Raw genomic sequence first — 14395 nt, forward strand, 5'->3', positions numbered from 1 at the left:
GTACCCATTCCGCTGCGCTCCGTCACCGGTACGCAGGTCAGAGGTTCGCGAAGAACTCCGTGCGGACCTTTTTCGGAACGCACAGCGACCACGCGTCGAGGACCAGCTCCCGCAGCTCGTCGTACTCGATCGCTTCCAGCCGTACGACGATCCACTGGTATCTCTCGTCGGACTTGCTCGGCGGCAGGAACTTGTCCGGCTCAGACGCCAGCGCGGCGGCCCGTTCCTCGCGCGGGAAGCCGATGCCGATCGTCTGCTCGTCCGGCGCGACCGCCAGATACACGATGCGGCCGACGCGGAACTTGATCCGGTCCCGCACCAGCGCCTCGTAGCTGCGCGGCAGGTCGGCTGTCGCTGCCCTGATATCCGTGAGATCCACCACCTGCCCACGATAAGCCGCTATGGCTGACACCTGATGTCAGTGTTTCCACCGGTACCGTGTGCGGATGTCCAGCGTGGTGAGTGCCGTTGAAGGGGCTGAGGTGGTGTTCCGCCTCAGCGATCCGGCGCATGCGTTCACGGGGGTGCGGCTGTGGCAGGAGCTGGGCCTGGCCGCCGAACTGCTGGAGTTCAAGCCAGTCGAGTACGGCTGGGAGCTGCGGCTGGCGCGCCCGTCGGTGCACCGGATGGAGTACCTGTTCGACATCGCCGACCAGGGGATGCGCACTGACCCGGCCAACCCCCGGGTGGTCGGTGGCGCGTTCGGGGAGCACTCGTGGCTGCCGCTGCCGGGTTACGTCGAGCCTGCGTGGATCCACGTCGAGCCGGTCGCGTCCACGCTGACCCCGCTGGTAGTCGACTCCCCAGTCGGACCGATCGACGTACAGGTGTGGGCGCCCGAGGGGATCACACCAGCTTTTGAGCTACCGCTGTTGCTGTCGCATGACGGTCCTGAGTTCGCCATGTACGCCGGTCTGACGCACTACGCCGGCGCGATGGTCGCATCGTCCGAGCTGCCGCCGTTCCGGCTCGCACTGATCCGGCCGACCACGCGGAACCTCTGGTACGCCGCCAATCCGCAGTACGCCGAGGCTCTGACGCAACTGGTGCTTCCGACTGTCCAGGCGCAGTACAAGAGCAAGCAGCCGGTGCTGATGGGTGCGAGCCTGGGCGCACTGGCCGCCCTGTACGCCGAGTGGCACCACCCGGGCACGTTCGAGGGGCTGTTCCTCCAGTCCGGGTCGTTCTTCACGCTGGACACCGACCCGCAGGAGGAGTCGCGGTTCGAGTTCTACGCGCAGGTGACCGGCTTCGTCCGCGAGGTGCTCGCCGCTGGTGCTGCGCCGAGCACACCGGCCGTCGCGATGACTGCGGGCGCCACTGAGGAGAACGTGCACAACAACCGCGTGATGGCTGCACGCCTGGCCGAGCTCGGACTCCCAGTCGAGTTCGACGAGACCCCGGACATGCACAACTTCACCGCATGGCGTGACGTCCTGGATCCGGACCTGACAGGACTGCTGAACCGCGTCTGGGCCTAGTGTCGAGCGGGTGGTTAAAACACTCGCTGGGTTCGGAGCGTTCGGTCTGTTCTGGGGTGCATGGGGTGCTGCGCTGCCCGCTGTGAAGGCTGAGGCTGGTGTCACCGACGCTCAGTTGGGCGGTGCGCTGCTGATGGTCGGACTGGGTGCGCTGTGCTCGATGCGGTTCACCGGCTATCTGATCGACCGCTTCGGCGGAGTGGTGCTCCCAGTGACCGTGCTGCTGTTCGCAGCGTGCGGTGTGCTGCCCGCACTCGCCGGATCGGCCGTCGCCCTCGGCGCTGCGCTCTTTCTGCTCGGCGCTACCTCGGGGGCCACCGATGTGGCCGTCAACGCCACCGGGTCCGCGGCTGAGGCCTCGAGCGGCAAACCGCTGATGAACCTCGCTCACGGGCTGTTCTCAATCGCAGTAGTGGTCTCAAGCCTCGGTACGGCGGGCCTGCGCGCGGCAGGTGCCGGTGCGTTACCAGTGCTCGGCGGAGTCGCCGTACTGATCGCCGTACTGGTCGCTGTGGTCTTGGCGCCGGGTTCCACGCGCATCAAGCCGGTGGTGGCTCAGAAGGCCCCTCGCAGGCTTGAGCCCGCGCTGATGGTGTTCGGCGGTCTCTGCGCCCTCGCCTTCGTCGTCGAGAACGCCTGGCAGAGCTGGAGCGCCGTACACCTCGACACCACTCTCGGCGCTGCACCTGCTCTCGCCTCCAGCGCACCGGCTGTTTTCGCCGCCGCTGCGGCCACCGGACGGATCAGCGGCAACGCTCTGCTGCGCCTCCTCAAGCCCGCGCAGCTCCTGGTCGCCGGAGGCCTCATCGCCGCCCTCGGCAGCGCCCTGGCCGCTCTCGCCGGCAGCCCCTGGCTCGCCCTGGTCGGTATCGCCATCGCAGGCCTCGGTACGTCGGTCTGTGCGCCAACCATCATCAGCATGGCCGGCGCCTGGGCCGGACCTGAGCGCCGCGCGAGCGCGATCTCCACCGTCACCACCATCGCGTACCTGGGCTTCCTCCTCGGCCCCGCACTGGTCGGCGCCGCATCCAGCGTCTGGTCGTTGCCAACGGCACTCGCTGGAGTCGCCGTACTGGCTGTAGTCGTCGCAGCGCTCGGTCCGGTGGCAGGACGCGCTGAGACAAAGCATGCGAGGTAAAGACATGGCAGGGTGGCTGGCGGGACACTCTCAGAACACTTAAGCGGGGGTGAGTGCGCGTGGAGCGTGAGCAGGTCGAGCTAGAGGCTCCGGGACTTGACCGAAAAGGGACCCTGATCCGGTACGGGCACTATGGCCGTCCTGTGCTGGTGTTCCCAAGTGAGCAGGGTCGTGCCTGGGACTACGAGAACAACGGCATGGTGGGCGCGGTCGCCGACCTGATCGAGGCCGGCCGGGTGAAGCTGTACTGCGTCGACTCGTTCGACGACCTCAGCTGGTCCGACCGCAGCCTGCCGCTGGAAGAGCGGGCCCGCCGGCACAACGCGTACGAGTCCTGGATCCTGGACCAGGTCGTCCCCGCGATCGGTGCGGACACGCCTGGCGCCACCGACATGATCACCACCGGCTGCAGCCTGGGCGCCTTCCATGCGCTCAACTTCGCCTTCAAGCGCGCCGACCTCTTCCCGGTCGCGATCTGCCAGTCCGGCAACTACGACGCCGCGAGCTGGCACGCCTGGGGCGAGCGCGGCGAGGCGACGTACTTCAACAACCCGGCCGACTACCTGCCGAACCTCGAGGGTGAACATCTGGACTGGCTGCGCCGCCGCCTGTTCCTCGTGCTCACCGTCGGTCAGGGCGACTGGGAAACCCACCCGACCGGTTCGTTGCCGTCGGCCCGCGCGATCGACGCCGTACTGAATGCCAAGGGCATCCCGCATGAGCTCGACCAGTGGGGGTACGACGTAGCCCATGACTGGCCGTGGTGGCGCAAGCAGATCGCCCACCACCTGCCCCGATTTGTTTGAGGAGAACCTGTGGCTGACAACTCTCGGCACCTGATCGGGCTGCTACTGGGCGCCGAGGAGGACTGGCCGCAGGCGTTCGAGGCGCTGCTCCGGCGGGTCGGCTCGGTGACGGCCGGTGGCAAGACACATGAGTTCGAGACCGAGCGGCTGACCATCGAGCCGTTCGACCTGAACGACCCGGTCAAGGTCGAACTCGTCATCGACCGGCTCGCGTACTGGTACTACCACCCGCGCGAGTGGCTGAAGAAGGCCGCGCTGATGAACGGCACCTACCTGCTGAACTCGCCGTTCACGTTCCAGGCGATGGAGAAGCACTCGGCGTACTGCGCGATGCTCCGGCTCGGGCTGAAGATCCCGAAGACCGTCCTGGTGCCGTACAAGAACCCGGTCGACAACGTCCGCTGGGCCTACACCTCGGCGAAGTACAACAAGACCTTCGACCTGGACGCGATCGCCGAGGACCTCGGCTACCCGCTGTACATGAAGCCGTTCGACGGCGGCGGCTGGCGCGGCGTCTCCCGGATCAACGACAACGACGACCTGCACCGCGCGTACGACGAATCCGGCGAGATGCTGATGCACCTACAGGCGACGGTCGAGTACGACAAGTTCGCCCGCGCGCTGTCGATCGGCGCCGAGACCATGGTGATGGACTTCCGCCCCGAAGAGCCGATGCACAACCGGTACGCCGTCTCGCACGGATTCCTCTCGCAGTCCGCCGGACACCAGACGGTCGCGATCAGCCGGATCGTGAACGCGTTCTTCGGCTGGGAGTTCAACTCCTGCGAGATGCTCGTCCGCGGCGATTCGGTGCACCCGATCGACTACGCCAACGCCTGCCCCGACGTCGCAGTCACCTCACTGCACTACTACTTCCCCTGGGCGATCAGCGCGCTGGTGAAGTGGTCTGTCTTCAGCCTCGCCACCGGCCGGCGCAGCTCGGTCGACCTCCAGACCGACAAGTACTTCGCCATCGCCGACGACGAGTCGCTCGACTACGACGCCAAGATCGAGGCCTACCTCGCGCTCGCCGACGCCCACTTCGACACCGTCCGGTATCACGAGTGGTGCGCCGAGAACCTGCCCGACTTCGACGCCCGGGTGCGCGACTGGTTCAGCGGATCCGAGTTCACCGACATCCTCCGCGAGACGGTCGTGGCGACGTACCCGACCGACGAGCAGGAGAAGTTCCAGGCGCACTTCCAAGGCCTGATCAACCTCTGGCTGGCGGACCAGTCCGAGCGGTAGTTCTAGGCTGGGCGGTGTGCTCCTCGACGAAGAAGTCCCTGCCTGGTGGGCAGGACTGGGCCTGGACGGCCTGATCGACGTCCACGTCCACTTCCTGCCCGACCCCGTGATGAACGCGGTCTGGAAATACTTCGACGCCGCCGTCGAGCACTACGGAACCCCCTGGCCGATCACGTACCGGACGTCTGTCTCCGAGCGCCTCAAAACCCTTGATTCGCTGGGAGTTCGGGCCTTCCCGGCCTTGGTCTACCCGCACAAACCCGACATGGCCGCCTGGCTCAACACCTGGGCCCGCGACTTCGCCGCCGCGACGCCCGGCTGTGCCGTGAGCGGCACGTTCTACCCCGAAGCCTCCGCCTCTTCCTACGTTCGCGAAGCCCTCGACCAAGGCACCCGCATCTTCAAAGTCCACCTTCAAGTAGGCGACTACGACCCCCGAGACCCCGTCCTCGACGACGTCTGGGGCCAACTAGCCGAAGCCGGTACGCCGGTAGTCGCCCACTGCGGCTCCGGCCCCATCCCCGGCCGCCACACCGGCCCTGGTCCCATCGGCGAGGTCCTCCGCCGCCACCCCCTGTTGACGGTGGTCGTGGCTCACCTCGGCATGCCCGAATACGCCGAGCACCTGGACCTCACGTCGTACCGGAACGTCCACCTGGACACGACCATGGCCCTAACGCCCTTCACCGAATCCCTGATGCCCTTCCCCCGCTCGCTGGTTCCGCGCTTGGGTGACCTGGCCGACCGCATCGTCCTGGGCACCGACTTCCCCAACATCCCCTACCCCTACGCCACCCAACTCCAGGCCTTAGCCGACCTCGGCTTAGGCGACGCCTGGCTCCGAGCCGTCTGCCACGACAACGGCGCCCGCCTCCTAGGCCTCTGAATTCAGCCTTCGCGGAGCTGACGGGCGAACGTGCGGGATTCGGCTTCGTGTTCGGCTCGGCTGATCGCGAGGTTCACGCGAACGTCGTCGTCCGTCTTCGATCCCGTGTCCAGCTCAAGCAAACAGGTGGCTGCGGCCCGCAGGTCTGCGAGGCTCTGATCGTCCAGGTGGCTGCCGTGGAGGTTGAGTTCCCACAGGGCAGGCAGGGCGGCCCAGGCAGTCAGCGCCTTCGCGGACCTGATGGTGTTGTCTGCCAGGTTGAGGCTGTCGAGATCCGCGGTTGCCGTGGTGAGACTGATCAGGTCCTCGTCGTTCAGCGCACAGGCGGCGAGGTCCAGGCTCCGGCCGGGGAGTCGCTCGGCCAACGGCCAGCCAGTCAGTTGGTTGTAGGAGAGATCGAGGATCTCGAGCTCGCCGGTGTTCAGGAGCTCGGGAACAGCGACCGCCGTGAGACCGGTCGCGGCCAAGTGGAGTTCGGCGAGGTTGATCGCGTTGTGGGACGAGGCCCAAGCCACCGCACCGGCGTCGCCGATCGGCTGGATCTCCGAGCGCTTGCCGGACAGATCGAGCCGCTCCAACGCCGGCAGGTCGACGTCGTGCGCCAAGTGCTGGGCACCGGACTCGGTCAGGTAGTTCTGCCGAAGGTCCAGAGTGCGAAGGGCCGAGTACGTGCCGGTGAAACCCTCCGCGGCCACGTCCGAAAGGGCGATGTTCTGCAGGCTGACGCTGTCGAGACTGTCGTGGTCGAGCACGGCGAGTACATCGATCATCGCGGCGTCGCCGAGCGGAAGGTCCTTGATCGTCAGGGCAGTCAGTCGAGAAAAGATGCCACTGGCAACAATTCCGGCCAGTCCCGCAGGACCGAATCCCTGCCGATCACGGCCGGCCGGGAACCCGAGCAGACCGAACTCACGCAGGGCAGACAACGTCGCGGCCGCGAAGAACGTCGTACAGGCTGCGTCGTCCTCGGCGACGACCTCGCCGACGGAGAGACCGGCCGAGCTGGGCACACCATTCCGGCTGCAGCGGAAGCCGATCGTCAACTGCTCGAGCTGCGCGAGCTCGGGGCGAGCCGCGAGGGCTCGGGCTTCATCCAAGCTGTGGACGAGCACTGTGGCGGAACGCAGTTTGCGGGCAACCCCTGCGCGCAGAAGATCGGTCAAATCAGGAGCGAGCAGGCTGACATGACGCAACCGGAGTGGACGGTCGGCCGGCGGGCGGAACGGCTGCGTCGTTCCGCCGCCACTGATCAGATCAAGCGACTCCAACTGACTCAAGGCCGGGTTGGCCGCTAGACCCACAGCATCCCGGGTCCTGAGCACGCGCAGGTGTTCCCACCCTTGCAGATCCATGCCGAACTGCTCCGTCGACAACGACCGAGCCAGCCGCCAACCCGCCCCGCCAGCACCGAAAGCCTCTCGAGCCTCATAGGGCCAATCCGCAAGACCCTCCTCACAAAGCGCTACCAGCTCCTCCGGGCTCCCTGCTCGATCCACCGCGGCACACAGCACCCGAAACGCCAACGCACTCGGCGGGCCGCTGAGAACCCGCCCAATCTCCCCCACACCATCGATCACGGCCGCCACCCTACGGGGCAGCCCGCCACGCGCCGCCTTGAGCACGGTTCAGGCGTTTCGAGGGGCGTCTGATGACTGATCGGAGCTCAAGGAGCGGCTGGCGGGATCTACCCGTTGCCGGGTCGATTCCAACGTTGTACTGTCTTCTGGACCTCGCCTTCTCTTCCTTCGGGAGCTACCTATGACACAGCCTCGTGCCGAGTACCCGCGTCCGCAGTTCGTGCGGAACGAGTGGGTGAATCTGAACGGTGAGTGGCAGTTCGAGATCGATCGGTCGGACAGTGGGCTGGAGCGGGGGGTGCGGGAGCGGGAGCTGGCGCAGAAGATCACCGTGCCGTTCGCGCCCGAGTCGCAGCTGTCCGGGGTCGAGGACGTCGATTTCATGGAGGCGGTCTGGTATCGGACCACCGTCACGATCCCCCAGGAATGGGAAGGCAAGGAAGCCGTCCTGCACTTCCAGGCGGTCGATCATGACGCGACGGTCTGGGTGAACGGGACCGAGGTGGTTCGCCATCGGGGTGGGTTCACGCCGTTCAGCGCCAACCTCAGCAAGGTTGCCAAGCCGGGCGACGAGGCGACGATCGTGGTGCGGGCCCGGGATACGCACAAGGGGCCCCAGGCGCGCGGTAAGCAGAGCCAGTTGTATTTCAACCACGCCTGCCTCTACACGCGCACGACCGGGATCTGGCAGACGGTCTGGCTCGAGGCGGTGCCGACAGTGCACCTGAAGCGGCCACGGATCACGCCGGATGTCGCCGGCTCCAGTTTCCACCTGGCGGTGCCGGTTTCGGCCAACAAGCCGGGCCACAAGATCCGCGCGACCCTCAAGGATGCCGATGGCGAGGTGACAACCGCCGAGGTCCGCGCCGACCTCGACTTCGCACCGCGGCTGACCCTGCAGGTCCCGGCCGACCGCGTCAGGCTCTGGGACACCACAGACCCCCACCTGTACGACGTCCTCCTCGAACTGATCGATGCCGACGGCAACGTTATTGACACCGCCGACAGCTATGCCGGACTGCGGTCGATATCGGTCAACGGCCAGGCGATCCTCATCAACGGCAAGCACGTGTTCCAGCGACTCGTGCTCGACCAGGGATACTGGCCGGAGAGCCTGATGACGGCGCCCACCGAGGAAGCCCTGATCAAGGACATCGAGCTCAGCATCGCGGCCGGGTTCAACGGCGCGCGCCTGCACCAGAAGGTTTTCGAGGAGCGCTTCCTCTACCACGCGGACCGTCTCGGCTACCTGGTTTGGGGCGAGTTCGGCGACTGGGGTTCCGGTGTCGGGCACACCGGCGACGACAACCAGCAGCCGACAGCGTCGTACGTCGCGCAGTGGCTCGAGGCGGTCGAGCGCGACTACAGCCACCCGAGCATCGTCGGTTGGTGCCCGCTGAACGAGACGCACCAACTCCTGCACGACCGCATCACCCAGCTGGACGATGTCACCCGCGCGATGTTCCTTGCCACCAAGGCGGCTGACTCGACCCGGCCGGTCCTCGACTCGTCCGGGTACTCGCACCGCGTTCCCGAGACCGACGTCTGGGACTCACACAACTACACGCAGGACCCGGCCGAGTTCGCGCAGGAAATGGCGGGCCTGAAGGACGGAACGCCGTACGGGAATCTCGGCGGGCCGGAGGGTCGGCCGATCTCCCAGGCCTACAACGGGCTGCCGTATTTCTGCAGTGAGTTCGGCGGCATCTGGTGGCACGCGGAGAAGGCGGCCGCCGGCAAGAGCGGCAACAGCGAGGACTCGTGGGGCTACGGCCAGCGGGTTGCCGATGAGGAGGACTTCTATGTTCGCTTCACCGGTCTGGTCGACGCGCTGCTCGATGACCCGCTGATGTTCGGCTACTGCTACACGCAGCTCACCGACGTCTTCCAGGAAGAGAACGGGATCTACAACTTCGACCGCAGCAGCAAGCTCGACGTACCGCGGATCCAGGCGGCGCAGACCCGCCCGGCCGCCTACGAGAAGAAGGACTGAAGGACTAGCGAACCAACCGCGACCAGGATCCAGAGAATCGCTCCGAGCAGGAGCGGCCTGGGTCCTGCGTCGCGCAGTTCCCGCGGCCGCAACGACAAGCCGATCGCAGTCAGCGCGGCAGTAATCAGGCAAGTACCGATCAGGCTCAACGTCGGCAGCCACCCATCCGGCACGGCGCCCGCCGAGCGCAGCCCAGCCGCCGCGATGAACCCGAGAAGGAACAGCGGCACCAGCTTCTTCCACGGCAGCGGACCCCGAGTCGACGCCGTCGACCCGTCATACGAAGCGCCCTGCACGTCGAGGGCCCGCGCCGCCCGGTTCTCCCGGCGAACCTTCAAGGCGACCAGGGTCAGCACGATCGGGATCAACGTGAGCGACCGAGTCAGCTTCACGACGATCGCCTGATCACCTGCACTCTGGCTGTACGCATATCCGGCCGCAACCACCGATGACGTGTCGTTGATCGCCGTCCCGGCCCACAACCCGAACGCTTCCGGACTCATCCCGAGCAGATGCCCGAGTGGCGGAAACGCCAGCACCGCAACGATGTTGAAGGTGAAGATCGTCGCCATCGCATAAGCGACCGACGACCGCCGCGCCCCGATCGCCGCCGTCGCGGCCGCGATCGCCGAACCGCCACAGATCGCCGTCCCGACACCGATCAAGATCTGCGTGTCATCACGCACCCCGAGCAGCCGCCCGAACAACCACGCGCCCCCCAAAGCAAGGGCGAGCGTGCCCAGCATCACCGGCAACGACGACAGCCCGACCTGAGCGACCTGCTGCAAGGACAGCCCGGTCCCCAGCACGACGATCGACAGCTGCAGCAGATTCTTCGACGCGAAGTCGATCCCCGGCCGGAACACCTCGGAGCGCACCCGCGGGAAGGCCAGACCGGCCAGCACCCCGAACACGATCCCGAACACCGGCCCACCCACGACCGGCACCAGCCGGCCTAGCGGAACGGCCACGGCCGCGATGGCCAGCACGACAATCAGCCCCGGCACCGGCCCACGCCTCGGAAGCAACCGCCGAAAGGAGAAGGAGGCAGTGCGCAGTGGCCTAATCTCAACCTGCACCATCAGCCCGGCCCCTCTCCGCCACGACGTACGCCGAAGATGTACGTACATTTAAGCTAAGAGATGACCGGACATTTGGCAAATCGGAGGACAGATGCCAGCGCTGGACCGGACAGGCGGCGAACCGCTGTGGAAACAACTCCAAGCGGACCTCGTGCGGCGCATGCGTGCCGGCGAGTTCGACGCTGCCTTCCCCGGTGAGATGACGCTGGTCGAGATGTACGCGGTCAGCCGTCACACCGTCCGCCAGGCCCTCAGCCAGTTGCGGTCCGACGGCCTGATCGTGGCCGAGCGCGGCCGCCAGCCCAGGGTCGCCACGGTCCCCGAGATCCAGCAGCCCATGGGCGCCCTCTACAGCCTGTTTTCCTCCGTCGAAGCCTCAGGCCTCGACCAGCACAGCGTCGTCCGCGCGCTCGACATCCGCGCCGACGGAGTCATCGCCGCCCGCCTAGAGCTCGAGGCTTCCATTCCCCTGCTCTACCTGGAGCGCCTCCGCTACGCAGGCGATGAGCCGCTCGCCCTAGACCGCGTCTGGCTGCCAGCCGAGATAGCTGCACCGCTCCTGGACGCCGACTTCACCCACACCAGCCTCTACAACGAGCTCTCCGAGCGCACCGGCCTCCGGCTGGACCACGGCCGCGAAGACATCCGCGCGGTCGCCCCAACCGCCGCTGAGCGCGCCCTGCTGCACTGCCCAGCCGACGCCGCGGTCTTCTCGATCATCCGCCAGAGCACCGCGCAGAACCGCCCAGTCGAGTGGCGGCACACGGTAGTCCGCGGCGACCGCTTCGCGCTCTCGGCCGTCTTCTCCGAGAACACCGGCTACCGCCTGACGGCAGCCCAAGCTCACGGCTGGTAGGTCAACGCCCCCGGCCGGAACGGATCGTCCCCCGGCAACCAGTACGGCGCCGCTCCGAAGTCCACGACCACATCCCGCGTCAACGCCTCCACTGCGGCAAGGACGGCCGGCGAAGCCTCGTCCCACCGCGACACCAACGACCACGTCCACATCGGCACCGGATCAACCACCGGCCGCCGCGTGATCCCGCTCGGCCACGGCGTCGCGTCCCGCTTCGGCGAACTCAGCACCGGCCGCCCCAGCCGCCGTACATGGTCGAAGAACGCCGGTCCGGTGATGCCGTGGTCGTCGATCCGCTCGACGGAAGCGCCGGTCGAACGCGCGAACTCCAGCGCATAGATGTTCCACGACGACCAGGTCGCCGTATCCGCATCGACGAGCACCACGGTGTCCTGAGCCCGAACAGACGACTCATAGCCGACCGAGACGGCGTACAGCTGATCCACACCAACCAACCGCCCGGCGAGCTGCTGCTCAGCCAGATCGGTCGCACGCACCCAGCAGATCGCCAGGTCAATACTCCCGTCCGCGACCCGCGCGGCCTGGGTGTGCGACGGCATCACCCAGGCATCGACCAGCAGCCGCGCAACCCCGGACACGCGTTCCTCGAGGTCCGCCGGTCGCCAGCTCACGTAGCCCAGTCGCACCGGCTCACTCACCGCAAAGCCACGCGCCGTACGGCGTAAGTCGTCGGCCTGCTCGAGTAGCGCCCGCGTCCGCGGCAGGAGCGTCTCCCCATAGGCCGTGAGGGCCACCGTCCGCCGATCGCGCTCGAACAGCCGGACACCAAGGTCCCGCTCCAGCGACTTGATCTGCTGCGACAGCGACGGGCTCGCGATGTGCAGGCGCGCCGCCGCCCGCCCGAAGTTGAGCTCTTCGGCCACCGCCACGAAGTACCGCAACTGCCGAAGCTCCACCCTCCGAAGAGTAGTAGGCGCAGCCTCCCAGCTGGGAGGAGACCTGTCCTGGAAAAGCCCGGGAGGTTGGACAAGTATCAAATTAAGCCAACTCACGAAAGCAGGAAATATGAGCACCCAGAAAGTCGCCGTCGTCACCGGAGCGTCCCAGGGCATCGGCGCCGGGCTCGTCACGGCCTACCGCAAGCTCGGGTACGCCGTCGTCGCGAATTCGCGCACCATCGCCGGATCGGACGACCCGTTCATCCTGACGGTCCCCGGCGACATTGCCGAGGCCGGCGTCGGTATCCAGGTGATCGAGAAGGGCCTCGAAGCGTTCGGCCGAATCGATGCCTTGGTCAACAATGCCGGCGTCTTCACCGCCAAGCCCTTCACCGAGTACACCGACGCGGACTACGCGCAGGTCGTCGGCGTCAACCTGAACGGGTTCTTCGAAACCACGCGCCGCGCCGTCGCAGCAATGCTCGAAAATGAGACTGGCGGCCACGTCGTCAGCATCACCACCACCTTCGCAGAGCACGCCTTGAGCGAAGTACCGGCCGCACTCGCCGCACTCACCAAGGGCGGCCTCAACTCCGCCACCAGGTCGCTCGCGATCGAGTACGCCGCGCGCAACATCCGCTTCAACGCCGTCTCCCCCGGCGTCATCAAGACACCGATGCACCCGGCGGAGAACCACGCGTTCCTCGCCGCTCTGCACCCGGTCGGCCGGCTCGGCGAGATCGAGGAGATCGTCGACGCGGTCACCTACCTGGAGAACGCGAAGTTCGTCACCGGCGAGATCCTGCACGTCGACGGCGGCCAGCAGGCAGGCCACTGATCATGAACGAAACGCTTGACCGATGGGCGGCCGGTATCGCCGCCCACGACCCGAAGGCGGTCGCCGCCCTCTTCACCGAGGACGCGATCTTCCAAGGCCTGCACCCGTACGGCGTCGGCCGCGACGCGGTCGCCGAGTACTACGACTCGCAGCCGCTCGGCCTCACCGCGACATACGACGTACTGGAGACCCGGCACCTGAGCGACGAGCTCACGCTCCTCTATCTGACCGTGGACTTCGCGTTCACCGATCGTCCGACGATCACCGTCAACCTCAGCATCCTGTTGCACCAGGGCCTGATCGCTCACTATCAGGTCTCGCGCTTGTAGATACTGGCGGGCATGGGAGTCAAAGAACTGCGGTTGGTGGTCACGGCGGACGACTACGACGAGGCGGTGACCTTCTACCGCGATGTGCTCGGCTTGCCCGAGCGCGCGTCGTACTCGTCGGAGAACGGGCGGGTGGTGATTCTCGAGGTCGAGCGCGCGACCCTCGAGATCGCCGATCCGGGGCAGGCCGACTTCATCGACGATATTGAGGTCGGCCGCCGGGTCGCCGGGAAGTACCGGCTCGCTTTCGAGGTCGACGACGCGGCGGCGATCACCCGAACGCTTGCCGGCGCGGGCGCGACGGTGATCGCCGAGCCGACCGTCACCCCGTGGAACTCGCTGAACGCCCGTCTCGAAACGCCCGGCGGTATTCAGCTCACCTTGTTCTCCGAGCTTGACCTCAAGAGCACTTGAAGTGCTGAGGTAGGTGGCATGTGGAACATCGAGGCTCTCGACCTGGCCGCCTACCTGGAGCGCATCGGGCATCCGCACGTCGCGCCGTCCGTCGACAGCTTGTCGAGTCTGCACCGCGCGCATGTGCTGGCGATCCCGTTCGAGAACATCGACGTCGTCCTCGGCACTCACCCCGGTCTCACCCTCGAAGCAATCCAGAACAAGCTGGTACGACGTCAACGCGGCGGCTACTGCTATGAGCACACACTGCTCTTCGGCGCAGCGCTCGAACGTCTCGGCTTCGAGGTGGATCGTCGAGTGGCCAGAGTCCAACCTCACAAGGCAGGACCGCGCACGCACGCCCTACTCAAAGTCGGGGTGGACGGACAGGAATTCCTGGCCGATGTGGGATTCGGCGCCGGCCAGCTCTACCCGACACCGCTCAAGGACGGCGTCATCGTCGACCAAGGCGGCTGGGATCATCAGCTGACTCTCGAAAATGACGTGTGGACGTTAGCCAAACGCACACCTGACGGGTGGATTCCGCAGCATGCCTCGAACGACGAACCGGTCCGGCCGATCGACTATGAGGTCTACCACCACTACGTTTCCACGCATCCCAACTCCCCGTTCACCGGTCGGCCGGTGGTGATGCGGGTCGCCGACGGCGTCGTACGGAGGCTGGTCGGGAACGAGCTCACCACCGAGTACGCCGACGGGAGGTCGACGACTCGCACCGTACCCAGGAATGACCTGGCAGAAACCCTTGCTGCCTTGGATGTTGTGCTCAGCGACGAAGAGATCGATCGCTTGAACATTGACTGAGAGATCTGTGAGAAGACACGCACTCGGCAGGCAAGGGCGGCGAA

At 66.5% G+C, this 14395-nt stretch carries 15 protein-coding genes; 11 read left to right on the forward strand and 4 right to left on the reverse strand.

Features of this window, described 5'->3' with window-relative positions; all coding sequences use genetic code 11:
• Positions 1-37 precede the first annotated feature (37 nt).
• Positions 38-382 carry an MmcQ/YjbR family DNA-binding protein gene (locus E1263_RS15705; protein ID WP_132168049.1) on the reverse strand — a complete coding sequence of 115 codons (345 nt, stop codon included), beginning with the start codon at positions 380-382 and terminating at the stop codon, positions 38-40.
• A 64-nt stretch (positions 383-446) separates the two neighbouring features.
• On the opposite strand from E1263_RS15705, the gene E1263_RS15710 reads away from it, so the two are divergent.
• The 5 genes from E1263_RS15710 (at position 447) to E1263_RS15730 (ending at position 5559) form a co-directional block, all read left to right on the forward strand.
• A complete protein-coding gene (locus E1263_RS15710) occupies positions 447-1481 on the forward strand; it encodes an alpha/beta hydrolase (RefSeq protein ID WP_132168050.1) in 1035 nt (344 codons plus the stop codon).
• Between the two features lie 10 nt (positions 1482-1491).
• Positions 1492-2619 carry an MFS transporter gene (locus tag E1263_RS15715; protein ID WP_132168051.1) on the forward strand — a complete coding sequence of 376 codons (1128 nt, stop codon included), beginning with the start codon at positions 1492-1494 and terminating at the stop codon, positions 2617-2619.
• A gap of 143 nt (positions 2620-2762) precedes the next feature.
• A complete protein-coding gene (locus E1263_RS15720; protein ID WP_238161267.1) occupies positions 2763-3425 on the forward strand; it encodes an esterase family protein in 663 nt (220 codons plus the stop codon).
• 9 nt (positions 3426-3434) lie between these two features.
• On the forward strand, positions 3435-4673 hold the full coding sequence (locus E1263_RS15725; protein WP_132168053.1) for an ATP-grasp domain-containing protein: 1239 nt from the start codon (positions 3435-3437) through the stop codon (positions 4671-4673).
• Between the two features lie 16 nt (positions 4674-4689).
• Entirely contained in the window at positions 4690-5559 is an 870-nt protein-coding gene (locus E1263_RS15730) for an amidohydrolase family protein (protein ID WP_238161268.1), read from the forward strand.
• 2 nt (positions 5560-5561) lie between these two features.
• Here E1263_RS15730 and E1263_RS15735 read toward each other — a convergent pair whose 3' ends face one another.
• On the reverse strand, positions 5562-6911 hold the full coding sequence (locus E1263_RS15735) for a leucine-rich repeat domain-containing protein (protein ID WP_132168054.1): 1350 nt from the start codon (positions 6909-6911) through the stop codon (positions 5562-5564).
• 406 nt (positions 6912-7317) lie between these two features.
• Between E1263_RS15735 and E1263_RS15740 the strand changes: the two genes are divergently transcribed.
• Positions 7318-9129, forward strand: coding sequence for a glycoside hydrolase family 2 protein (locus E1263_RS15740; protein ID WP_132168055.1), 1812 nt, complete (start codon positions 7318-7320; stop codon positions 9127-9129).
• On the opposite strand, the gene E1263_RS15745 is transcribed toward E1263_RS15740, so the two are convergent.
• Complete coding sequence (locus E1263_RS15745; RefSeq protein WP_238161269.1) at positions 9111-10136, reverse strand: YeiH family protein; 1026 nt, start codon at positions 10134-10136, stop codon at positions 9111-9113. The two genes, E1263_RS15740 and E1263_RS15745, sit on opposite strands and share 19 nt — an antisense overlap.
• 166 nt (positions 10137-10302) lie before the next feature.
• On the opposite strand from E1263_RS15745, the gene E1263_RS15750 reads away from it, so the two are divergent.
• Positions 10303-11067 carry a GntR family transcriptional regulator gene (locus tag E1263_RS15750; RefSeq protein WP_132168057.1) on the forward strand — a complete coding sequence of 255 codons (765 nt, stop codon included), beginning with the start codon at positions 10303-10305 and terminating at the stop codon, positions 11065-11067.
• Here E1263_RS15750 and E1263_RS15755 read toward each other — a convergent pair.
• Entirely contained in the window at positions 11055-11984 is a 930-nt protein-coding gene (locus E1263_RS15755; protein WP_132168058.1) for a LysR family transcriptional regulator, read from the reverse strand. The genes E1263_RS15750 and E1263_RS15755 overlap by 13 nt on opposite strands.
• A gap of 109 nt (positions 11985-12093) precedes the next feature.
• Here E1263_RS15755 and E1263_RS15760 point away from each other — a divergent pair, with 109 nt between their 5' ends.
• Genes E1263_RS15760 through E1263_RS15775 form a run of 4 tightly spaced genes read left to right on the forward strand, consistent with a single transcriptional unit; the run spans position 12094 to position 14351 of the window.
• Positions 12094-12804: an SDR family NAD(P)-dependent oxidoreductase gene (locus tag E1263_RS15760; protein WP_132168059.1), complete on the forward strand. Its 711-nt coding sequence runs from the start codon at positions 12094-12096 to the stop codon at positions 12802-12804.
• Between the two features lie 2 nt (positions 12805-12806).
• On the forward strand, positions 12807-13133 hold the full coding sequence (locus E1263_RS15765) for a DUF4440 domain-containing protein (RefSeq protein WP_132168060.1): 327 nt from the start codon (positions 12807-12809) through the stop codon (positions 13131-13133).
• A 12-nt stretch (positions 13134-13145) separates the two neighbouring features.
• Positions 13146-13547 carry a VOC family protein gene (locus E1263_RS15770; RefSeq protein ID WP_132168061.1) on the forward strand — a complete coding sequence of 134 codons (402 nt, stop codon included), beginning with the start codon at positions 13146-13148 and terminating at the stop codon, positions 13545-13547.
• Positions 13548-13565: 18 nt separating this feature from the next.
• Entirely contained in the window at positions 13566-14351 is a 786-nt protein-coding gene (locus E1263_RS15775; protein WP_132168062.1) for an arylamine N-acetyltransferase family protein, read from the forward strand.
• Positions 14352-14395: the final 44 nt, after the last annotated feature.

Source organism: Kribbella antibiotica (assembly GCF_004349055.1).
GTDB classification, from domain to species: Bacteria; Actinomycetota; Actinomycetes; order Propionibacteriales; family Kribbellaceae; genus Kribbella; species Kribbella antibiotica.